The sequence below is a fragment of the Ruegeria sp. ABV3_008 genome (assembly GCF_056161185.1).
Genome location: NZ_JBSWYP010000008.1, coordinates 126,041 through 148,329, shown reverse-complemented (window position 1 = coordinate 148,329; position 22,289 = coordinate 126,041). Strand labels below are relative to the sequence as shown.

At 60.7% G+C, this 22,289-nt stretch carries 21 protein-coding genes; 11 read left to right on the top strand and 10 right to left on the bottom strand.

The window, feature by feature from the left end; genetic code table 11:
• From ACXAH8_RS14960 to ACXAH8_RS14935, 6 genes are all read left to right on the top strand, one after another.
• Positions 1-2,016, top strand: coding sequence for an acetate--CoA ligase family protein (locus ACXAH8_RS14960; RefSeq protein ID WP_475219628.1), 2,016 nt, complete (start codon positions 1-3; stop codon positions 2,014-2,016).
• 3 nt (positions 2,017-2,019) lie between these two features.
• A complete protein-coding gene (locus tag ACXAH8_RS14955; RefSeq protein ID WP_475219626.1) occupies positions 2,020-2,799 on the top strand; it encodes a carnitinyl-CoA dehydratase in 780 nt (259 codons plus the stop codon).
• A gap of 340 nt (positions 2,800-3,139) precedes the next feature.
• On the top strand, positions 3,140-4,066 hold the full coding sequence (gene choX / locus ACXAH8_RS14950) for a choline ABC transporter substrate-binding protein (protein ID WP_170467374.1): 927 nt from the start codon (positions 3,140-3,142) through the stop codon (positions 4,064-4,066).
• An 86-nt stretch (positions 4,067-4,152) separates the two neighbouring features.
• A complete protein-coding gene (gene choW, locus ACXAH8_RS14945) occupies positions 4,153-4,983 on the top strand; it encodes a choline ABC transporter permease subunit (RefSeq protein WP_170378502.1) in 831 nt (276 codons plus the stop codon).
• 3 nt (positions 4,984-4,986) lie between these two features.
• The gene (choV, locus tag ACXAH8_RS14940) at positions 4,987-6,012 is read left to right on the top strand and encodes a choline ABC transporter ATP-binding protein (protein ID WP_475219623.1); all 1,026 of its coding nucleotides are present in this window, start codon (positions 4,987-4,989) and stop codon (positions 6,010-6,012) included.
• A gap of 127 nt (positions 6,013-6,139) precedes the next feature.
• Positions 6,140-7,495, top strand: coding sequence for an MmgE/PrpD family protein (locus tag ACXAH8_RS14935; protein WP_475219621.1), 1,356 nt, complete (start codon positions 6,140-6,142; stop codon positions 7,493-7,495).
• A gap of 4 nt (positions 7,496-7,499) precedes the next feature.
• Here ACXAH8_RS14935 and ACXAH8_RS14930 read toward each other — a convergent pair whose 3' ends face one another.
• The 9 genes from ACXAH8_RS14930 to ACXAH8_RS14890 all read right to left on the bottom strand — a co-directional run bounded on the left by ACXAH8_RS14930 (position 7,500) and on the right by ACXAH8_RS14890 (position 16,805).
• Positions 7,500-8,237, bottom strand: a complete 738-nt coding sequence (locus ACXAH8_RS14930; protein ID WP_475219619.1) for a maleate cis-trans isomerase family protein — start codon at positions 8,235-8,237, stop codon at positions 7,500-7,502.
• Positions 8,234-9,301, bottom strand: coding sequence for a pyridoxal phosphate-dependent aminotransferase (locus ACXAH8_RS14925; protein WP_475219617.1), 1,068 nt, complete (start codon positions 9,299-9,301; stop codon positions 8,234-8,236). Before ACXAH8_RS14925 ends, ACXAH8_RS14930 begins: the two co-directional genes overlap by 4 nt.
• Positions 9,298-10,938, bottom strand: coding sequence for a hydantoinase B/oxoprolinase family protein (locus tag ACXAH8_RS14920; protein ID WP_475219615.1), 1,641 nt, complete (start codon positions 10,936-10,938; stop codon positions 9,298-9,300). The genes ACXAH8_RS14925 and ACXAH8_RS14920 overlap by 4 nt, the downstream gene beginning before the upstream one ends.
• Positions 10,935-13,031 carry a hydantoinase/oxoprolinase family protein gene (locus tag ACXAH8_RS14915; RefSeq protein WP_475219613.1) on the bottom strand — a complete coding sequence of 699 codons (2,097 nt, stop codon included), beginning with the start codon at positions 13,029-13,031 and terminating at the stop codon, positions 10,935-10,937. The genes ACXAH8_RS14920 and ACXAH8_RS14915 overlap by 4 nt, the downstream gene beginning before the upstream one ends.
• Before the next feature lie 221 nt (positions 13,032-13,252).
• Positions 13,253-13,657, bottom strand: coding sequence for a hypothetical protein (locus ACXAH8_RS14910; protein ID WP_170467387.1), 405 nt, complete (start codon positions 13,655-13,657; stop codon positions 13,253-13,255).
• A gap of 11 nt (positions 13,658-13,668) precedes the next feature.
• Positions 13,669-14,370: a hypothetical protein gene (locus tag ACXAH8_RS14905; RefSeq protein ID WP_475219611.1), complete on the bottom strand. Its 702-nt coding sequence runs from the start codon at positions 14,368-14,370 to the stop codon at positions 13,669-13,671.
• On the bottom strand, positions 14,340-15,893 hold the full coding sequence (locus ACXAH8_RS14900) for a caspase family protein (RefSeq protein WP_475219609.1): 1,554 nt from the start codon (positions 15,891-15,893) through the stop codon (positions 14,340-14,342). The genes ACXAH8_RS14905 and ACXAH8_RS14900 overlap by 31 nt, the downstream gene beginning before the upstream one ends.
• Positions 15,894-15,942: 49 nt before the next feature.
• A complete protein-coding gene (locus ACXAH8_RS14895) occupies positions 15,943-16,455 on the bottom strand; it encodes an RES family NAD+ phosphorylase (RefSeq protein ID WP_475219607.1) in 513 nt (170 codons plus the stop codon).
• Entirely contained in the window at positions 16,455-16,805 is a 351-nt protein-coding gene (locus ACXAH8_RS14890) for an MbcA/ParS/Xre antitoxin family protein (RefSeq protein ID WP_475219726.1), read from the bottom strand. Before ACXAH8_RS14890 ends, ACXAH8_RS14895 begins: the two co-directional genes overlap by 1 nt.
• A 231-nt stretch (positions 16,806-17,036) precedes the next feature.
• Here ACXAH8_RS14890 and ACXAH8_RS14885 point away from each other — a divergent pair, with 231 nt between their 5' ends.
• The 5 genes from ACXAH8_RS14885 to ACXAH8_RS14865 are packed head-to-tail and all read left to right on the top strand — an operon-like array spanning position 17,037 to position 19,985.
• Complete coding sequence (locus tag ACXAH8_RS14885; RefSeq protein ID WP_170467392.1) at positions 17,037-17,471, top strand: hypothetical protein; 435 nt, start codon at positions 17,037-17,039, stop codon at positions 17,469-17,471.
• Complete coding sequence (locus ACXAH8_RS14880; protein ID WP_475219604.1) at positions 17,468-18,136, top strand: MotA/TolQ/ExbB proton channel family protein; 669 nt, start codon at positions 17,468-17,470, stop codon at positions 18,134-18,136. Before ACXAH8_RS14885 ends, ACXAH8_RS14880 begins: the two co-directional genes overlap by 4 nt.
• On the top strand, positions 18,129-18,494 hold the full coding sequence (locus ACXAH8_RS14875) for a biopolymer transporter ExbD (RefSeq protein WP_475219602.1): 366 nt from the start codon (positions 18,129-18,131) through the stop codon (positions 18,492-18,494). Before ACXAH8_RS14880 ends, ACXAH8_RS14875 begins: the two co-directional genes overlap by 8 nt.
• Before the next feature lie 4 nt (positions 18,495-18,498).
• A complete protein-coding gene (locus tag ACXAH8_RS14870; protein ID WP_170467396.1) occupies positions 18,499-18,876 on the top strand; it encodes an ExbD/TolR family protein in 378 nt (125 codons plus the stop codon).
• Positions 18,873-19,985, top strand: a complete 1,113-nt coding sequence (locus tag ACXAH8_RS14865) for an energy transducer TonB (RefSeq protein ID WP_475219600.1) — start codon at positions 18,873-18,875, stop codon at positions 19,983-19,985. The genes ACXAH8_RS14870 and ACXAH8_RS14865 overlap by 4 nt, the downstream gene beginning before the upstream one ends.
• 2 nt (positions 19,986-19,987) lie before the next feature.
• On the opposite strand, the gene ACXAH8_RS14860 is transcribed toward ACXAH8_RS14865, so the two are convergent.
• The gene (locus tag ACXAH8_RS14860; protein WP_475219598.1) at positions 19,988-22,171 is read right to left on the bottom strand and encodes a Tex family protein; all 2,184 of its coding nucleotides are present in this window, start codon (positions 22,169-22,171) and stop codon (positions 19,988-19,990) included.
• Positions 22,172-22,289 lie beyond the last annotated feature (118 nt).

The following is a 22,289-nucleotide window of genomic DNA, read 5'->3' as shown; positions in this document are numbered from 1 at the left end:
ATGACCAAAGACCTCACCCGGCTTTTGCGCCCGAACTCCATCGCTGTGATCGGTGGTGGAGCTTGGTGTCAGCAGGTCATTCTACAGTCTGAACGTACGGGTTATGCGGGTCAGATCTGGCCTGTTCATCCTAAAGCAACCGAGATCGCTGGCCATGGGGCCTATGCCAGACTCGAAGACCTGCCAGCATCGCCGGATGCCGTTTTCATCGGCATCAACCGCCATGCCACGATTGAGGCGGTGCGCACCCTTTCTGCCACCGGCGCGGGTGGAGCGGTGTGTTTAGCGTCAGGTTTTTCCGAGGCCGTGGCTGAGGATGACACAGGCGGCGATCTGCAGGCACAATTGGTGGCAGCAGCGGGCGACATGCCCATTCTGGGACCCAATTGCTATGGTTTCATAAACGCGTTAGACGGGGCTTTGTTGTGGCCCGACCAACACGGGGCCAAGCCGGTCGACTCTGGCGTTGCGATCCTGACGCAAAGTTCGAATATCTCGATCAACCTGACCATGCAGAAACGCGCGCTGCCCATCGCCTACATGGTGACCTGTGGGAACATGGCGCAAACCAGTCAGGCGCAGATTGCCTCGGCCTTGCTGGACGATCCGCGTGTGACTGCAGTTGGCCTACATATTGAAGGCTTCAAAGACATCCGCGAATGGGAGGCTCTGGCGCAGAAGGCCCACTCCAAAGGTATCCCTCTGGTGGCGCTCAAGGTCGGCGCGTCCGAGCAGGCTCAGGCCGCAACCGTGTCGCATACCGCCTCTCTGGCCGGAAGCGACACGGGTGCGCAGGCCATTTTGGAGCGTCTCGGCATTCCACGCCTATCGGCCTTGCCCGATTTTCTGGAGACGCTGAAACTGCTGCATTGCTATGGCCCGCTTCCGGGTAACAACATAGCCTCGATCAGCTGTTCCGGCGGTGAGGCGAGCCTGATCGCTGACATGGCCGTTGGAACCGGGTTGTCCTTCCCCCGCCTAAGCGACGGTCAGAAAGCCCACCTGCGAGAGGCACTCGGACCGATGGTGGCGCTGAATAACCCACTGGACTACCACACTTATATCTGGCGGGATGAAGCGGCGATGGCGCGGGCCTGGGCCGGGATGACGGGCGATGACATTGATCTGACGTTCTCGATCCTCGACTATCCGACCACGGATGCGAGCGACTGGGCCTATGCCTCGCGTGCAGCGATGAAAGTGCGAGCGGAGACCGGCGCGCGATTTGCCGTTGCCGCGACATTGCCGGAACTGCTGCCCGAAGATGTGGCGCAAGAGCTCATGGACGGCGGCGTGGTACCCTTCATGGGGCTGCGCGAAGCTCTTGCAGCAACCGAAGCGGCGGGACGGATCACAGCCCCTTCGGACAAACCGGTCACATTGCCCGGAACGGCTGAGGCCAAAAGGACACTCACCGAAGGCGAGTCCAAACGCGTTCTGGCCGAGTGCGGAATGCGTATCCCGCAGAACCGCACAGTCACAGGAGCTGTTCAGGCGCGCGCTGCCGCTCAGGACATGGACGCGCCCTTTGCGGTCAAGGGCGTGGGGCTGGCGCATAAGTCAGAACACGCGGCCGTGCGATTGGGTGTTCTTGCCGAAGACGTGGCCGACGTCGCCGCGGACATCGGCACCCCTGAAATTCTGATCGAAGAGATGATCACCGGAACAGTGGCCGAGCTTCTTGTGGGCGTGGTGCGCGATCCAGCGCATGGGTTTGTCCTGACTCTGGGCGCAGGCGGTGTGCTGACCGAAGTGCTGCGCGATACTGCCTCCCTGCTGGTGCCCAGTTCTGCTGATGACATCCGCAACGCCTTGGGTAAATTGAAGATTGCACCGCTTCTGACGGGCTATCGCGGCCAACCAGCGGCTGATATGGATGCCATCGTGGCCGCTGTTGAGGCCGTTCAGGCCTATGTCATGCAAAACGCCGACACGCTTGGCGAGGTCGAAATTAACCCGCTCCTCTGCGCGCCCGACAAGGCGGTGGCCGTGGATGCCCTCATCAGAAAGGCCTGAGATATGGACCCGATCAAAACCCGCCGTGATGGCGCGATTCTTGAGGTCACATTGGACCGGCCCAAAGCCAATGCCATTGATCTGGCGACCAGCCGCATCATGGGCGACGTCTTTGCCGAGTTCCGCGACGACCCGGACCTGCGCGTTGCGATCCTGACAGGTGCGGGAGAGAAGTTCTTTTGCCCCGGATGGGACTTGAAAGCCGCAGCCGATGGCGATGCGGTCGACGGGGACTATGGCGTTGGCGGCTTTGGTGGCTTGCAGGAATTGCGCGACATGAACAAACCCGTCATCGCAGCTGTAAACGGCATTGCCTGCGGGGGAGGGCTGGAGCTTGCGCTGTCCGCCGACATGATCCTCGCCGCAGACCATGCGAGTTTTGCCCTGCCGGAAATCCGCTCGGGCACCGTGGCGGATGCGGCCAGCGTCAAACTGCCCAAGCGCATCCCGTATCACATCGCGATGGAGCTGCTGCTCACGGGCCGTTGGTTCGACGCGGAGGAAGCCAACCGTTGGGGCTTGGTGAATGAGATCGTGGCCGCGGATCAGCTGATGGATCGCGCGTGGGAGCTGGCCCGCCTGTTGGCCTCGGGCCCGCCGCTGGTCTATGCCGCGATCAAAGAGGTCGTGCGCGATGCCGAAGACAGCAAGTTCCAGGACGCCATGAACCGTATCACCAAACGGCAGCTACGTACCGTCGATGTCCTCTATGCCAGTGAAGACCAGTTGGAAGGCGCGCGCGCGTTTGCGGAGAAGCGTGATCCTGTCTGGAAGGGCAAGTAAGCAAAACTGGGGGTCTGACTCCTCTCGGCGGCTCCGTCTTTGATGGAGCCGTAACATCTAGGTAGCTGTGCCTAACGGTTCCTTGGTAGGCCTGCTAACGGATTGCATTCGCGTGTCATATTGAAATAGGACATGCCTGTCCCCCGGGGCATCAGCAACTCAAACGTGCGCCACAAACCGCTCGCAGCCAAACCGAAATCCATGCCACGCAATCCGTGAATTGTTCAGCGCGCGACAGAAACTGTTGCCTGAATCCGGCTGCATGTGAACAATTAGACTTGACTATGTGTCATTTATTTTTCCTAACTAACCAGTCAATCAAAAAAACAGGGAGGCTCCAGTGAAAGCCCTAACAACCATCTCAACCCTTGCCATTCTGGCATCTGCCGGGGCGGCATTGGCCAATTGCGACGAGGTCGTATTCTCGGATGTCGGTTGGACCGATATCACCGCGACCACTGCTGCAACGACAACAATTCTTGACGCTTTGGGTTACGATACGGAGATCAAGATCCTTTCCGTTCCAGTGACTTACACCTCGATGGCCGAAGGCGATATCGACGTGTTCCTAGGCAACTGGATGCCGACCATGGAGGGCGATATCGCACCGTATCGCGAAGCAGGAACGGTTGAAACCGTGCGCGCGAACCTGGAAGGCGCCAAGTACACGCTGGCCGTCAACGCTGCAGCCGCCGAGCTGGGCATCAAGGATTTCGCTGATATTTCAACACACTCCGATGCTCTGGACGGCAAAATCTTCGGAATCGAGCCGGGCAATGACGGCAACCGCCTGATTCAGTCCATGATCGACGGCGATTCGTTTGGCCTCTCTGGTTTCGAAGTCGCTGAAAGCTCGGAGCAGGGCATGCTGGCGCAGGTGGACCGCGCCTCGCGCAAGGGCGATCCGATCGTGTTCCTGGGCTGGGAACCGCATCCGATGAACGCCAATTTCGAGATGTCCTACCTGACGGGTGGCGATGAGTTCTTTGGCCCCAACTTCGGCGGCGCGACCGTGTTCACCAACACCCGCAAAGGCTATGCAGAAGAATGCCCGAACATTGGCGCGCTGCTGAACAACTTGGAATTCTCTCTCGCGATGGAAAACGAGATCATGGCCGCGATTCTGGATGGTGGCGAAGATCCGGCGGACGCAGCCAGCGCATGGCTGAAAGCCAACCCGGATGCCTATACCCCATGGCTGGACGGTGTCACGACCCGCGACGGTGGTGACGCAGTCGCCGCAGTAAGCGCAGCACTGGGTCAATAACCTTAAACGCCCTTCGCCGCGTGTCTGTGGCGGAGGGCTTTTTTGTGGCCTGATCTCAGGCCCGGAATACTCTGAAAGGCAGACAGATGGATTGGCTGACCGACAACAAGATACCCGTCGGCAAGACGGCCCGAGCGGTTTTTGAATGGCTCCAAGAGATAGGGGAGCCATTTTTCGATTGGTTGTCCTGGGTTCTAGAGGCGCTGATTGATGGCATATTGTGGGTGTTGCAAACGCCGCATCCTTTGATCGTTGTGGGCGTCTTCGTGGGCATCACGTGGCTGTTGCAGCGCAATTGGAAGGTTTGCTTGTTTGTGGCGCTGGGGTTTCTGTTCATTCTCAATCAGGGATATTGGGAAGAAACGACGGAAAGCCTGACGCTGGTTCTGTCCTCCTGTCTGGTCTGTATGGCGATTGGCGTGCCTATTGGCATCGCGGCGGCGCATAGGCCCAAGCTTTACGTGGCGATGCGGCCGGTGCTGGACCTGATGCAAACCCTGCCGACCTTCGTCTACCTGATCCCCGCGATCGTATTCTTTGGTATCGGCATGGTGCCGGGCCTGATCGCAACCGTGATCTTCGTGTTGCCCGCTCCGATCCGCCTGACCCATCTGGGTGTGTCCTCGACGCCTACCCCGCTGCTTGAGGCGGCTGAGGCCTTTGGCGCGACCAAATCCCAAACTCTGTGGAAGGTTGAACTGCCTTACGCGCTGCCGCAGATCATGACAGGGCTGAACCAGACCATCATGCTGTCGCTGTCGATGGTTGTGATCGCCGCTCTTGTTGGCGCTGACGGCTTGGGTGTGCCGGTCGTGCGGGCGCTCAATCAGGTGAACACGGCCCTTGGTTTCGAATCCGGCTTTGTCATCGTTGTTGTGGCGATCATCCTAGATCGCGTCCTCAGAGTGGAGCATTGATCCATGACCGCAGTTGAATTTGACAATGTTTCAATCGCGTTCGGCAACGACCCCAAAAGCGCGTTGCCCTTCATGGACGAAGGCAAAGACCGTGCGACGGTCAAAGAAGCCTGTGGTCAGGTGCTGGGCGTCCACAATTGCTCGCTCACCGTGCATGAGGGCGAAACGCTGGTGCTGATGGGGCTGTCCGGTTCGGGAAAGTCCACGTTGCTGCGGGCGGTGAACGGGTTGAACCCGGTGATCCGAGGCGCGGTGCGGGTCTCGGACGGATCGGAAATGGTGGACGTCACCAACGCCGACGCCCGTACCCTGCGCCGGATGCGGCAGAACCATATTGCCATGGTGTTCCAGCAATTCGGCCTGCTTCCATGGCGCTCTGTGCGCGAAAACGTCTGGCTGGGGCTGGAGCTGTCTGGCATGTCCCGCACTGAGAGGTTGCAGCGCACCGATGAGCAGCTTGCTTTGGTTGGTCTGTCCGACTGGGCGGATCGTAAGGTCGGAGAGCTTTCGGGCGGTATGCAACAACGCGTCGGTCTGGCCCGCGCCTTTTCCACTCAGGCGCCGATCCTGTTGATGGATGAGCCGTTCTCGGCCCTCGATCCGCTGATCCGGACCAAGCTGCAGGATGAACTGCTGCGCCTTCAGGAAAAGCTGAAACGCACGATCATCTTTGTGTCCCATGACCTTGATGAGGCCTTCAAGATCGGCAACCGTATCGCCATCATGGAGGGCGGTCGCATCGTACAATGCGGCACCCCGTCCGAGATCTACTCAAAACCGGAGGACGATTATGTGGCCGATTTCGTTGCGCATATGAACCCACTGGGCGTTCTGCGCGCGCGGGACGTGATGGAGCCTGCAACCGGTACGCCGGATCGCTCTATCGATGCGGACACTGATATTCGCGACGTTATCCAGGGCTTCGACCAGAACAATGCACCGGTTGGAGTGATCGAGAACGGGGCGATCATCGGTCAGGTCACAAAAGACCGCGTGTTGAACAAGCTGGTTGATCCGATGGGGCAGTAACCCTCTGACCTTAAACATGGGGCGGTCCGGCACTAGAACGCCGGACCGTTCGTTCTCAATTGTTTTCGTGCCATCCCATTCGAAACCTCCTAACCTGCCTTGAGAGGTGTTGAGCTAGGAGCAGGCCGTGACAGATACCTTCCAAAGAGTTGCTGATTTCACCCTTGGTATAACACCGGAGGATATCCCCGAAGCGACGCTCAACGCCGCCACGTTAATGCTGCTCGACACATTGGGCATTACGATAGCGTCGGGTCCTATGGCGGCTGGGAGTATCGCCAGAGAAACCGCGTTTGCGCTCTACGGGGCAGGTGATCCAGCGCTCAGCGCGCGGATGCTGTTTGATGGCCGCCGGGTCAGTGCCGCCGGTTGCGCCTATGCCGCTGCGACGCAGACTGACAATCTGGATGGGCATGACGGGTATAACCCGACCAAAGGGCATATCGGTGTCGCGGTTGTCCCGGCGCTTTGTGCGCTGGCGGAAACTTTGCCGGACTTCTCGGGTCCCGAAGCTCTGACCGCTGTCACCATCGGGTATGAGGTCGCTGGGCGCGCCGGGATTTCTCTGCATGATACGGTCAGCGACTATCACACTTCGGGGGCGTGGAACGCCTTGGGCGTCGTCGCCGTCGTGGCTCGGATGCGCGGGTTGAGTGCAGATCATTTGCGGCAGGCCATGGGCATCGCCGAATATCACGGCCCCCGCAGCCAGATGATGCGCGAGATCGCGAACCCCACCATGTTGCATGACGGATCGGGCTGGGGGGCTTTGGTTGGTGTGTCTTCGGCCGTTTTGGCCGAGAAAGGCTTTACCGGTGCGCCCGCAATAACAATCGAAGCCGAAGAGGTCACGAGCCACTGGCAGGACCTTGGCCAGTTTTGGCAGATGCAGCATCAATATGTGAAACCCTACCCAATCTGCCGTTGGGCGCACGCTGCGATTGACGCTGTCCGGCAGCTTATGCGCGACCATGACCTGAGCCATGAAGATATCGCCTCGGTCCAGGTCAATACGTTCCGCGAAAGCGCTTGTCTGTTTCAGGGCGTGCCCGACGACACCTCAAAGGCGCAGTATTCGCTGCCATTCGCGGTGGCGGTGATGATGGCCTATGGGCGGATCGGGGTCGAGCATATCTCGGGCGCGGGTCTGTCTGATCCTTTGGTGGTGTCTTTGTTGGAACGTATTTCCGTTGTCGAAGACGCGCGCCATTCCGCCCGATTCCCCGAGTGCCGCATCGCCGATGTCACGATCCGCTTGCACGACGGGCGGGTGCTGGAGACGGGCGACGTCCACGCGCGCGGCGGCCCCGAGGCTCCTATGGATCAGGCCGAAGTGGTCGCGAAATATATGGAGTTTGCAACACCCTCGCTTGGCGAGAAAAGAGCCTCTGCCATACGCGACGCCGTTCTGGGGCTGAGAGATCCGGTATCGACTTTCTCGGATCTTGGCGCGTCGATTTATGACGCTCCACCCGGTTCCTAGTCCCTCAAATACAGTTGAACAATCGCCCGGGGAGCCCCTTATGCTGTGATAGCCCGAGCTCGCGCAGCAAGCAGAACATCATCGCCTGGTTGGACGTGACAACGGGTTTGTCTAGCGCGGCTTCAATCCGTTCGATGACCTCAACGGACCGCATATCGGTGCAACTCAGAACAATCGCCTCGGCCTGTTGGTGGTCGGCCTGGCAGGCGAGGTCGAAGACTTCGTCCGGGGTCAATTCTCCCTGACCGTAGTTGCCCAGTTCCCGGCCCACATCGGCGCATTTGACCGTTTCGACCCCATTTTGGGCCATGAACGCGATGGCCTGCGTATTGATCTCGCCCAGATAGGGCGACGAAAAGCCGACTTTGCGGGCCCCCAACGCCTGAATGCCTGCGATCAGAGCACTGGCCGCTGTGACTGATTTGGCATTGGCACCGGATTTGATCTGTTCGGCCAACTCGGTGTCGAAGGATGGGCCATGGGTCAGCGTGGCCGAGGTGCAGCCGTAAAGAACGATGTCGGGCCGCACGCCAGAGATCATCCGCAAATCATGGCTGATATCCGACGCGCCCAGCCCCGCCATCTGATCCGAGCCAGGGATTTCGTCCACGTCATACCCGCCCATACGCTGGTAATGCAGCGTGGTATTGGGCGGGCGCATCAGCTCCAGATCCGGTTCCAGATTGGTGTTGGTGAAAGGCACCAGAACGCCGATCTTGGCTGCGGTTCGGGTCTCGGTCATGTCAGCGCTCCTTTCAGTACATCGCGGGCGCGGTTCATCACGTCTGGTGTGCAAATCGTGGCGCGGAGGCAATTGCCTAGGCCATAGCCGCCCATCCCGCGCATCAGCAAGTTTTCTGCGCGCAAAGCGGCATCGGCCCGCTGCGCTTGATCGACTGAGGCAAACCGCAGCAAGACGAAATTTGTGTGGCTGTGCGGGACGGTCAACCCCAAAGCGCGGCAATCTTCCGTGAACGCATCGCGGATGCGTGCAGTATTTGCCACAACCTCTCGCATATGCGCCTGATCTCGCATCGCCGAGGCGGCTGCTGCCTGCGAGGGGATCGAGACATTGTTTGGGTTCAAAAGCTTGCGCAGTTCTGCTCCAATCTCGGGCGGAGCATAGGCCCACCCAACCCGAGCGCCCGCCAGCCCATAGGCTTTGGAAAACGTGCGGATGACGACCGTATCGCCGCGCTGAATCATAGCGAATATCTCTGCCGGATCGTGTTCGGCATCCGAGAACTCGGCATAGGCTTGATCGACGACCAGCAGGGCTTTTTGAGGGAGGTTGGTCCGCAGGCGCAGAATTTCCGTGTTCGGGATCACCGTCCCGGTCGGATTGCCGGGATTGCAGACGAAGACGATGCGCGTTTCTGGAGTGACTGCGCTCAGAATGTCATCCACCGAAACAGTTAGGTCGACCTCGCGCGCTTTGACATAATCCGCCTGCACCTGCGCGGCCGCCGAGGCGACAAAGGCGTAGCCGTACTCGGTACCCAGCACACGGTCTCCATGCTCAGCGTAAGCGTGGATAAGGCAACCGATCAGCTCCATCGATCCCGCGCCGCAAAGGATGTTGCTCGGGTCCAGCCCATGCACTTCAGCTATCGCTAAACGCAGGTCCGGCCATTCCGGATCAGGATAGAGTGGCATGTCGGCCATCGCGGCCTGTCCGGCGGCAATGGCGGTAGGGCTGGCGGGAAAAGCGCTTTCGTTTTGGGCCAGTGAAATCGTCTGAGGACCGCCAAGATCGGCCAGCGCATAGGCGGCCAGGGCACCAACATGAGGGACGGGCCGGATCATGATCCACCTCCGTATGCTTTGGCCCCTTCGGCGCTGACCAGGCCGCGCTTGAGATCCAGTGCCAGCGCATCCGGGTGCCTGTCTGTCGGATCGCCGAAGCCACCCCCTCCGGGGGTTTCAAATATCAGGTAGTCGCCGTCTTCGACCCGCAGCTCGCCTTTGCCGGGGATGTCAGTGTCGCTGTCGCGGAACCGGATGCGCCCAGGTGTTCCGGGTTGGCCGCCCATCCGCCCAAGCGCGGGGAATTTTAGCCGTTCGACCGAGAGGAAGACGATGAAGGGCGCACCGTTGGCCGAGGTCATCTCGATCCGCTGCCCCAACCCGCCACGGAATTTTCCCGCACCGCCCGAGTCAGGCCGAAGCTCGCGCCGCCAGATCGTGATGGGGGCGACGCTTTCGGTGATCTCCACCTGGCTGCCGAACACGCCCGAAGGGTAGGCCGTTGCCGACAACCCATCCGCATGAGGCCGCGCGCCCGTACCGCCGTTATGCACGGGTTCCACCGCGAATTCGAGGCCTCCGTCACGGGCGACCTCAGGTGCATGGCGCATGGGCAGGTCGAACATACAGGATGCGCCCTCGGCCGGGACCTGATCGGGCAGGGCCTGATGCAGGCAGCCCAGAACCAAATCAGGGGTCACCTGACCCAGCGTATGGCGCATCGCGACGGGCACCGGCCGCTGCGCATTCAGGATGCAGCCGTTGGGACCATCGACAGTGAACGGCTCCAGAGAGCCTGCATTGTTGGGAATGTCCGACCCGACAATGCAGCGCAGGGCAAAAACGGTATAGGCAGTGGCATAGTTCAGCGGCACGTTGATGCCCTTGCGCGAACAGCCGGAGGTGCCAGTGAAATCCACATGCATCCCGTCGGCGGTGACGGTCAGGGTGGCGTGCAGTTCCAATTCATTCTCATAGCCATCCATCTTCAGGACGTTCTTGTAGACGCCAGCAGGCACCTCGGCGATGGCGGCCAGAGTGCCCCGGCGCGACGTCTCGATGATGTAGGCCCCCAGTGCGTCCAGATCGTCGATGCCGAATTCCTCCATCATTGACACCAGCCGGTTCACCCCAGCCTCGCAGCAGGCGATCAAGGCGTAGATATCGCCCTCATTCGCCACCGGTTCACGGCTATTGGCGCGGATGATGTCCAGCAGCAGGGCGTTCGGCGTGCCTTCCTCGACCAGTTTGCAGGGCGGGATCAGCAGGCCCTCGTCGTATATGTCCGAACCCTCAGGCCCCATGCCCAGCCCGCCTAGGTCAACCAGATGCGAGGTGCAGGAAGTGAAGCCGACGACCTTGCCATCCTTGAACGCGGGCATCATCAAAAGGAAGTCGTTCAAGTGACCCGAGGCGAGCCATGGATCGTTCGTCATGTAGATGTCGCCGGGTTTCATCGTCTGAACCGGGAAGGCGGCGCGTAGGTGCTGAACGGCTTCGGCCATGGTGTTGATATGGCCCGGCGTCCCGGTCACGGCTTGCGCCAGCATCCGGCCATTCACGTCGAAAATCCCGGCAGAAATGTCGCCGCATTCGCGTACAATCGGGCTGAAAGCTGCGCGGATCAGGGTCTGGCCCTGTTCCTCGACAACCGCCAGCAGCCGGTTCCACATCACTTGCAGTCGCGCAGGTGTCATTGCACGCCTCCTTTCTGGTTCCGGATCAGGACGAGGTTTCCGATGGCATCCACATGGGCCGAAAAATCGGCTGAGACGAGCGTCGTCGTCTGTGGTTCATGGATCAGCGCGGGGCCGTAGATGCGGTCGCCGGGGTTGAGATTGGCTCGGGCCACAAAACCAGCCTGTTTCGTCTGCCCGTCTACATCACAGATGATGGACCGGGTTTCTGGAGGTGTTATCGTTGTTAGCGCCGGAGTGGAAAGCAGTTCGGGAACGGCAGCGTCAGGAGTCGCGACTTGCACGGCCCAGTTCAGTATCTCGATCTGCATGCCCGGAACGGGGCGCGAGAATTGCTTGCGGTACTCCGTTTCAAACGCCTCGGTCAGCGGGGCGAGGTCTTCTGGGGTAAGTGTGCGGTCAGGCAGCGAAATCTCAATCTCATGCCCCTGACCGCTATAGCGCATAAAGGCCGAGCGTTGGATTTCGGTCGGTGCATCTCCGGCACCTTGGGCAACGACGGCGCTGGCCTCGGCGATCATATCGTCAAAAAGGCCGTTGATCGCCGTGAAATCCAACTTACCCAGCAGGGAATAGTACGAGCGCACGATCTCAAATGACACGGGCGCAAACAGGAAACCCACCGCCGAGCCAACACCGGGATTTGGAGGAACCACGATGCGGCTGACACCCGCAGATCGGGCCACGCGGCTGGCATGGAGCGGGCCGTTGCCGCCAAAAGCGATCATGGTACGCGGCCCGAGGTCTTTGCCCGACTCCACCGCATGCATCCGCCCAGCGCTCGCCATGCTTTCATCCACGATGCGACTAACCCCGTCAGCGGCCCCTGTCGCGTCGGTTTTAAGCGCCGTGCCGATTACGCTTTGCAACGCGCCGTTTGACGCCTCAGGGTCAATCTTGATGAACCCTTCGGCAAATGTGTCGGGCACGATGTAGCCCAGAGTGATGTCACTGTCGGTCACAGTCGGCTCGGTTCCGCCGCGCCCAAAAGCCACCGGGCCGGGCTCCGAGCCTGCCGATTTTGGCCCCACCGTCAGACGGCACAGCCGGTCCACCCCGGCGATGGAACCTCCGCCGGCGCCGATTTCGATCATCTCGATCACGGGGATACGTACCGGCATACCAGAGCCCTTGATGAAGCGCGCGGCCCGCGCGATCTCGAACTGGCGCGAGGTTTGGGGTCGGGCATTGTCGATGAGGCAGAGCTTGGCGGTCGTGCCACCCATGTCAAACGACAAAACCTGATCCAACCCGGCCCGAGCAGCGATACGCGCGGCTAGAATAGCCCCTCCGGCAGGGCCACTTTCGACCAGCCGGATCGGGAAACGCATGGCCGTCTGGATGGTGCACATGCCTCCACCTGCGGTCATCATCAGGATCGGGCAGGTGACCCCTTCTGCTTCGAACTTTTCAACGAAGCGGGTCAGATAGGTCTCCATCAGCGGTTGGATATAGGCGTTGGCAACCGTGGTGCAGAGCCGGTCAAACTCGCGCGCCTCGGGGCTGACATCGGATGAGATCGACACGGTCAGACCGGGGCATCGTTCGGCAAGAGCATCGCGCAGCCGACGTTCATGCATGGGGTTCGCGTAGGAATGCATGAGGCAGATCGCAACCGCATCCGCCCCGCTGGCGTCGATTTCAGCCAGAAGCGCGTCAATAGCGTCTTCTTCCAGTTCGATCAGAACCTCACCGCTCGCGGACATTCGCTCTCGAACGGTCAGCGAGCGTTCACGCGGGACGAGAAGGTCGGGTTTTTCCAAGTTGATATCGTACTGCGCATAGCGCCGTTCGTAGGCGATTTCGAGGATATCGCGGAAGCCTTCGGTCGCGACAGTTGCCACAGTGGCCCCGCGCCGCTCGATCAGAGCGTTGGTGGCCAGTGTCGTGCCGTGGATGAAGCCAGTCACCTCGGCTAGTGACCGCCCCGCGCTTTCCATGACGCGCAGTGCCCCTTCCATCGCGCCTTCAGCCGGGTTTTGGTGCGTGGTTAGGGTTTTGGTCGAGGCCAGTATCGTCTCATCGCCTGAAACGAGGACGGTATCGGTAAACGTGCCGCCAATATCTATGGCGAGGCGCAGAGCAGTTGTCATGGAGGGGTCCGTTGTCGTCTGTAACAGTTTGGGCATGGCGCCCGTTCGGCCTGTTACCGACGCGGTGCCACCAAGTTGCAGCCGGTGGCCCGGCGATCCATACGAGTTGGGATGCACTGACAAGTCATGAGGAATTGTCGGGCGGTTTTTACGTCACTGCTAGCGCATTTGCGACATCGCGGCATTCCAACGACGTAAAAACCTGAACTTAGCTGTAGAGCTTATCCCGACAGCCGCGCCAAATCTGCACTTAGCGCGCGGGCCTCGGAAATGCTGCGCTGTAGGGCCTGCAATTGCGCCTCGGCAGTGGTGCCTTGGGGCTTTGCGTTCAGCACCCTGTCGATTCTGGCGGCTGTGGCGGGGTCTCCGCCGCCAATTGCATCGCGCTGTTGCAGGATTTTCAATTTCAGCTGCGCCAGTTCCGATTCCGACGACCTGATCTGCGCGGCCAATGCGTCGTTGCGGGCCTGAGCTGTCGCCACATCGCCCTCGGCGGCTTCGATCCGATCATCATAGGCTCCGGTCGCAATGCCGGATACTCCGGCGAAAAACCCTCCGTCCGCCGGGTCTGTCGTGGTTTGGCAGGCGGTCAAAAGAAGGCAAGGCAGAGCAATGCGTGTGATCATGTTCGGCTCTGTCACAGCGACAACGCCAGATCGCTGGCGATCCCGCGCATCTGCGAAATCTGGTTGGAAAGCGCCTGCAGATCACCGTCAATAGGTGAGGTGGTTTGGCGGCGCTTGATCGTCAGGCTGCGCGCCTCAGCAAATTCCGCCTGCCGTCTGGTTGCCCCGTCAATGGCCAGTTCCATCTGTTTCAGATTGCCATTGGCCTCGGTCAGTTCGCGTTGCAACTCGGCCTGATCCACGGTTCCCGCTGCGGCGCGAGCGTTCAGTGCGTCCAACTCAGCCTTTTGAGCCACCAGAACTTCGTTCATCACGTTCAGCGTGGTCTGCATTTCGGCAGCATTCCGGTCCAGATCGGATTTGATCTGACGCAGCCGTCTTTCGCGCCCGGCATAGCTGCGCTGCACATAGGCCACATAGGTGCCTGCCAGAGCGCCAGCACCCAGTCCGAGGGCGACGCCTGTGCCTACGTCGTCAGAACCGCCCAGCCCAAAGCCGATCGCGCCCCCCGCTACACCACCAGCAATCGCCCCTTGCAGGATCGTCTTTTGCAGGGCTGCCGCTTGTTTTGCCAGATCGGCCTCGGCCTGGCTTGAGCCAGCGCCTACGGATCTCAGCGTTTCCGGCTCGCTGCCGCCACCGCAAGCGGACAGGGCCAACGATGCCCCTAACACGGCGGCGATCAGCCGGGTGGAATTAGATCTGCCAGCCATTGATAACTCCCTTTTTTACTATCTTCAGCCTGCGCCACATGGCGCAGAAACAATGCGGCATCCTCGCTCAGGCGCGCGTGGGCTTGCCCGAGGTTACGCGAAGTTGCCGCAGCGTCAAAGAAATCTGCACCTGGCTCGGATGGAAAGAACACCACGGCCCGGGTCAAAAGCTCATCGTAGTAACTGCGGCTTTGATCCAGCCGCCTTAGAATGACACCGCGTGAGCGATAGATGTCGTAGATATCATTGCGGGCCTGTTGCAGCACCGGCAGCGCGGCAGGGTCCGAGCGGGCGATTTCTTCGATCTGGCCCAAGGCATTTTCAGCAACGGCCAGAGTGCGTTCGACACTGCGCAGTGCAACGATATCGGTACGCAAGCTCTGCAATGTCGTGGCCGCCAGAAAGACCGAGACTTCGGCAGCGTCTTCGAACAGACGCTCTGGCGTTGCGGTTTCCTGCAGCGGCAAGCGACGGCGATACTGATCGAGGGCCGGTTCCAGGTTGCGGCTTGGCCCATCTGGCATCAGCCCCAAGGTGGACAGAGCCGCGGCCAGCTTGTCGGGTTCCGCAGCGGCCAGCGTGGCGCTGATCGGCGCCGCCGGGGCGGTTTCTGTGTTACGCAAAAGCTCAATCCGGTCGCGCGCGAAAGCTGCGAATAATCCATCGGGATAGGTTTGCAGATAGTCTTTGAAGTCAGCTGGATCGCTGCTTGCAGAAATGCTCCTCCAATGGGCCATATCTGCCTCAAAAGCGTCCGTGGGACTGGCTGTGGGCAAACCCGGCGCAAAACTATGTTCATCCAGCACGGATTCTTCGACCCATGGGATCTGGCGGCCTTCGGTGTCCAGAACCACTTGCTGACGCACCCGGCCCAGCATCAGCCGCACATCCAGATCTGGCGTTGCGATATGATCCAGCAGGCTCGAGGTGAAGACACTGTTGTCGCCCAGCCCATCATACGCCACGTTGCCGGGGTCAGTGGCATAGGCGATCAGCAAACCTGCACCGCCCCGGATGCGTACCAGACCCTGTTCGACGATCCCTTTGTCCGAGAACGGGTTGTTGCGGCAGGCGTCCAGCAGAAGGATGCCGACATCCGGCCCAGCCTTGGCAAGCACATCGCGCACGCGGTCGATGGTGATCGAACTTCGGCTGAGAGCGGTCAGGTCATTCCCTGAAAACTCGGTGCCGATCAGGTGGTTCTGACCGCCGATCTGAACCCCGTGACCAGCATAGAAGAAGACAGCCATTGCAGCGCCCTGCGCCGCCTGCCCAAAGGCGTGTACCGCACGATCCATCGAAGCTGCGTTCTGATCGGTGGCCTCGGTCACGGCAAAGCCAAGCTCGCGTAGCGCTGCGCCCAAAGCCTCGACATCGTTGACCGGGTTGCGCAAGGCCATATCCGGGGCGCGGTAGTCGGAATTACCGATCAGCAAGGCCACACGATCAGCCGCCCGGGCCGAGCCTGTCGCCAGAACCAGACAGGACACTATGCAAACCAGCCAAAATCGGACCCGAGTCATGCCGTCACCTTAGCGCATGGATTTTGGACTGCACAGGCAGATTGGAACTCTATAGCCTGCCCAGTCTATCCTCATCGTCCACAACAGTCAGCTGCTTATCCGGCCCGCTCCACCGCCAGAGGACGAGGTTGAGGTTTGCCGGTGTCGTCCCCGGCGCGAAGCTGCGCACCAGCAAACCGAAAAAACCGTCCTTGATCAATTGCGCGGCCAGGTCTTGCGTCGGAACTGTGCGACGGTCCAGCATGGCCGATCGCCAACCGGGATCGGCCAGTGCGGGCGCGGTCATTCCGTATTGGGCCAAGGCGGCCTCGTCTCGGGTTTCGAAGATCGGGCCTAAATCAGCGTGGTAGGACACCAGTATCGTCGGCTGCAAGTTCCCGACCTGATTGGCCTCGCGCAAGGCCGTGGCCGGGTCCAGCGCCGTGTAGAGCGCAGGTGTTCCCTTCGCGTTGAACCGACCGCCATACTTCTCAGCCCCACGACCCGACAGGGGCTCGCGCGCGTAGACCGGGTTTAACGCGCGAAAAAGCGGCCCGCGATACCGGCCCTCGTCAAGCGGCATCAGGCATAGACACCGGCATCGACGGCATCAATGTACTCCAACACCTGCTGCGCCTTACCCTCCTGGACCAGCTGCATGGCTGTTCGCCCGTCAAAGCCGGGCAGGGATTCCGAGCGATACCAGGCATAGGCGATCAGATCCGAGCCAAAACGCGGTTGCACTTTGTTGAGAACTTCGACCAGTTCGCGCAGGCGGCGTTGGGTCTTGTCGGATTGAATGCGCGTGCGGCGTTGCAGGGCATCCTTGCCCAACCCCACTGTCAAGGCGACCTCTTCGGCGGATGTACGCAGAGCCGCCGCGATTTTCCGAGGCTCAAACAGCCCGCCTTCGGCGAATTGAGCAATCTGCATACCACCCTCCAATCCTGCTACTTTGACAGTATATAGCGTCATTATTGCTGATTTTCAAGAATGTATGCCGTGTCACTGCCTCTCAAACCTCACCAAACCCCTTGGCAGACGACATGATCCTCACCAACTTGGGACCACCCGTTGATTGACGACAGGCTGAGCGGCCCTTTTACCTGTTCGCAGCCTCGGGTATGAGGTCTCAAATGGCAAGAAAACAGCAGGAGCCCGTCCATGTCGTTTCATCGCACCGCTTTTGCGGCATTGTTCGCGGCCGTGTTGCCAGCCGTCAGTTGGGCGCAATCAGAAAGCGCACCGTCTGAGGCGCTGTCCGTCGAGTTGAACACAGCGCAGAATGTAGGCAACGCCTGCCGACTGACTTTTCTGGTGCAGAACGGAACTGGAGTCTCAATCGACAAGGCCGTGTTCGAGACCGTGATTTTCGACACTGAAGGCGGCGTGGTTAGCCTGTCCCTGTTCGATTTCCGAGATCTTCCGGCGGATCGACCGCGCGTGCGGCAGTTTGATCTACCTGGAAGGGATTGCGCGCAGGTGGGCCGAGCCTTGATCAACGGTGCAAACACCTGCGTGGTCGACGGTGCGGATAGCACTATCTGTCGCGATACGCTCAGCCTCAGCAGCCGGGTCAAAGTGGAGCTTTTGGGATGAACTTCTTGGGCACTTTGCGTGAAATTCTGGCGCTTGGCGGGCCGGTGGTTGGTGTCTTGATCGTGATGTCGGTTCTGACGCTTTCAGTCACGCTGTATAAACTGTGGCAGTTCGCGGCTTGTGGTGTTGGTCGCCACAAGGTTCTGTCCGAAGCTCTGGCTGCCTGGGACGCAGGGGATCGCGCAGCGGCGCGCACGCGGTTGAACGACAGCAGCAGCTACCTTGCGCCGATCGTTGGCGCCGCGATGGATGGGGTGGACGTTCCTGGCGTGGATGACCGTCTCGATGCCGAGGCCGGTCTTGCCCTTGCCGGGTTGGAGCGCGGCTTTCGCCTGTTGGATACAGTGGCGCAGCTTGCCCCGCTGCTTGGATTGTTCGGAACGGTGCTTGGCATGATCAACGCGTTCCAGAGCCTGCAAGCCGCTGGTTCCTCGGTGGACCCGTCGCTGCTGGCCGGTGGTATCTGGGTCGCCCTTGTGACAACGGCTGTAGGACTTGCGGTGGCGATGCCGACCTCGATGGTTCTGTCCTGGTTGGAAAGCCGCACATCGCGTGAGCGGGTCTTTGCGGACAAAGCGCTTCGGACGATTCTGGTGCCCGGTCACGCGCTGCAAACAGTGTCCGGGGCACGGACCCAGAGTGCCGCCGCCCCCGAACATGCGTAACACGGCGCCCTTTGTCAGACGCCCTTTGTCGATGACGCCGCTGATCGACGTCATCTTTCTATTGCTGCTGTTCTTCATGCTCTCATCCACATTCTCGCGATTTTCTGAGATCGAATTAACGCAGGCCGCTGCTGGCAGTGGCGCGGGCACTGCGCCAGCAGACAGAGTGTTCTTGCAGCTTGGTCCGGATCGGTTGGTTCTGAACGGGGCCTCGATCACGTTGGATGATCTGCTGACACAAGTTGAGACCGGGCAGGTACTGATCAGCCTCGACGCTGATACCTCGGCGCAGCGTCTTGTCGATGTATTGGTCCCTCTGCGAGGTCGCGACGGGTTGACCGTCACGGTTTTGGAGTAGGCCGATGATCCGCCAGACCCCCCCACGCCGCAGACGCGACTCCACGATCCCGCTGATCAATGTGGTGTTCCTGATGCTGGTCTTCTTCCTGATCGCTGGCACCGTGGCCCCCCCTTTGGATCCCGATCTTGAGCTGGTCGACACCGCAGAACTGGAGGGGCGTGAGCCGCCGGACGCGCTGGTCCTGCATGCAGACGGATCGCTCAGCTTTCGCGGGCAGGCCACTGACGCAGAAACCTACATGGCGGATCATGAGGGCGAAGAGGTCCGCATCGTACCGGACCGCGCGGCCTCGGGTCCGCGTCTGATAGAGGTGACAGGTGCGCTGCGGCGTGCAGGGGCGAAATCGGTCTTTCTGGTCACGCAGCAGGCGATCGAATGATCCGAACCTCGGCCATCATCGCCGCTGTGGCCGTTCTGGTTTCGCTCTTGGTGCATTTTCTGGGGCTGAGCATGACCACTGCCAGCTTGACCCATTCGCCGAGCATTGTGGGCGATGACGAAGATGCGATGACTCTCGGCACGGCCTTTGAAGATCTGGCTGAGCAGGTACCCGAGCCGATCGAGCCAGACGAAGCGGAGGTGCCCGAACCTCCGGTCGAAACCTCGCCCGAGCCTGAAGAGGCGGAGATTCCCACAAGCGAAGCTCTGGTTGCGTCACCCGACCCGCAAGAGCAGACCTTCGCGCCCGACACCGGCGCCTCCAACGGTGGTCAGACCGAGGTGCCAGAGCCTGAAGTGACCGAATCCGTTGACCAGTCCGAGACGCAAACGGCAGCGAGTGATGAGGTCGACGCAACGCCCTTGGCCGAGCGATCTGATGTCGTGGAAATCCCGCAAGCCAGTGCCGCAGAGCCGGTTGAGCCGGTCGAAACGCCGGAGGCCGAGCAACTGGCCGCGTTGCCGCCCGTCGAGGTCGCGCCCGTGCCGCTGGAACAAGAGGCTGTTGAGCCGGAAATCGCGGTAGAGCCTGTGCCGGAGGAAGCCGAACCCGTGGAAGACAGCGAAGGAACCGAACAGGCGGTGGCAACGTCGCTTCGACCGCGCTTGCCCAATCGGACGCCCTCGGACGAGGTTCAACCTGCGCTGCCCGGTACGCGCAATTTCGATAACCTGAAATTCCCAGAACAAACCATTGAATCCCCGCTGGCGGCTTATCAGCGCGAAGGGATTGACGCGTTCACCCGCAATGACCGGGGCAACCAGTCTGGCGGGCGAGGGCCGGGCAATTCCACCACGACCAACTATGCCGGCCAAGTTCTGGTGCATCTGAACCGCGCGCCTCAGGTCTACGCACCGGTTCGCGGCTATGCGCAGGTGTTCTTTCAGATCGACCCGGATGGCTCATTGGCCTGGGTCGAGGTCATCACCAGCTCGGGCTCGGACCAGGTGGATCGGGCTGCGAAGGAGCAGGTCAGGGGGGCCGCACCGTTCCCGCCGCCGCCCGGTGGTGTCAGCCGCAAACTGTCTTTCTACTACCAGAATGGCTGAGCCTAGCGTGGTCCGCGCCGTTGCTGCGCCCCGCCATCTTTGCGCATGGTCAGGCCAATCCGTTTGCGGGGGACGTCAACCTCGACAACGCGTACCTTCACGACCTGACCGGTTTTGACAACCTCATGCGGGTCCTTGACGAACCGATCCGCCAATTGACTGACATGGACCAACCCGTCCTGATGAACGCCGATATCCACGAAGGCCCCGAAAGCGGCTACATTGGTTACCGTTCCCTCCAGCAGCATGCCAGGTTTGAGGTCGGTGATCTCTTCTATGCCGTCCCGGAACGAGGCGGTGACGAAGCTGGGGCGCGGGTCACGGCCCGGTTTTTCAAGCTCGGCAAAGATATCGCGCACGGTGGGCAGGCCGAAGGTCTCATCGGCGAATTGTTCAGCCCGCAAGTCCTTCAGCGCCCCGTCATGCCCCATGATCTGACGGATATCCCGACCGCGGGCAGCGACCACGCGGCGGGCGACGTCATAGGCTTCGGGGTGGACTGAGGACGCATCCAGCGGTTCCACTCCATCGCGGATGCGCAGAAAACCTGCGCATTGCTCAAAGGCACGTGGGCCAAGGCGGTCGACCTTCAGCAAGTCTTTGCGGGACTGGAATGCACCATTGTGATCTCGGTGCTGTACGATGGCCTCGGCCAAACCGGGACCAAGGCCCGACACATGCGACAGCAGTGGGGCCGAGGCGGTGTTCAGGTCGACACCAACCGCGTTCACCACATCCTCAACGACCGAGGCCAGCGACTGGGACAGGCGATGCTGGTCCACGTCATGCTGGTATTGCCCGACGCCGATGGATTTCGGTTCGATCTTCACCAACTCGGCCAACGGGTCTTGCAAACGGCGCGCGATTGAGACCGCGCCGCGCAGGGATACGTCCAGATCCGGGAACTCTCGCGCGGCCAGCTCCGACGCGGAATAGACCGAGGCCCCTGCCTCGGACACGACTGTTTTGGTGGGGGCTTTGACTGATTTGGGCAGCAGGCTGAGGGTGTCAGCGACCATCCTTTCGGTTTCACGGCTGGCGGTGCCGTTGCCGATGGCGATCAGCTCGATCTGATGGGCCGAGATCAGGTTGAGGATCGCCGCCTGCGCCCCACGCAGATCTTTTTTTGGTTGAAACGGATAGAGCGTGTCTGTCGCAACGACTTTCCCGGTTGCATCCACCACGGCGGATTTGACGCCGGTCCGAATGCCGGGATCCAGACCCAGCGTGGGACGTGCGCCCGCCGGGGCTGCAAACAGAACATCCTTGAGGTTGCGCGAGAACACCTGAATCGCCTCATCCTGTGCCCGGCTGCGCAGGTCGGCCATTAGCTCGACCATCATGGAAAGCGACAGCTTGACCCGCCAGGTCCAGCCCGCGACCTTGCGTAGCCATTTATCTCCGGGGCCATCGCCACGGGTCTGCAGATGCGAGGCAACAATCGCCTCAGCCCGCGCCGCGCCCGCCTCGGGCTCAGGGGCGATATCAAGCGTGACGATCCCCTCTTTCGAAGCCCGCAGCATGGCCAGCGCCCGGTGTGAGGGGGCAGTCGCCCAAAGCTCGGAATGGTCAAAATAGTCGCTGAACTTCGCGCCTTCCTTTTCTTTGCCCTCAACGAGTTTCGACGACAAGAGCGCCTCTTGCTGCATGAATTTGCGAAGCTCACCCAGCAGAAGGGCGTTTTCCGTCAGCCGCTCGGTCACGATGTCACGGGCGCCGTTCAAGGCGTCCTTGGTCGTTTCGACAGCCTCGGACAGGTAGCTCTGCGCAAGGGCCTCGGGGTCGGCGTGGCGGTCGGCCAGAATAGCGTCGGCCAGCGGCTCCAACCCGTTTTCGCGGGCGATCATCGCCTTGGTGCGCCGCTTTGGTTTGTAGGGCAGGTAGATATCTTCCAGCTGCGCCTTGGTCTCGGCCCCGACGATGGATTTTGCCAGATCGTCCGATAGCTTGCCCTGATCCTTGATCGACGTCAGGATCGTCTGCCGTCGCGCCTCCAGCTCTCGCAGATAGGTCAACCGGTCCGAGAGGGTTCGAAGCTGCGTATCGTCCAGCCCGCCTGTCGCCTCTTTGCGATAGCGGGCCACGAAGGGCACGGTTGCGCCTTCGTCCAGCAACCCTACGGCGGCTGAAACCTGATCCGCGCGCGCGTTGATTTCGGTGGCGATTGTGCGGGCGATGCGGTCCAAGGGGGCCTCCTGATACTGGGTCGGAAGGACTTCTTAGACAGCGTTTTGGCAGAGGGGAAGAGGGTCAGCGCATTGGGGCAAGATTTCCTGAAACGGTCTGCCCCTATGCCTGTGTTCG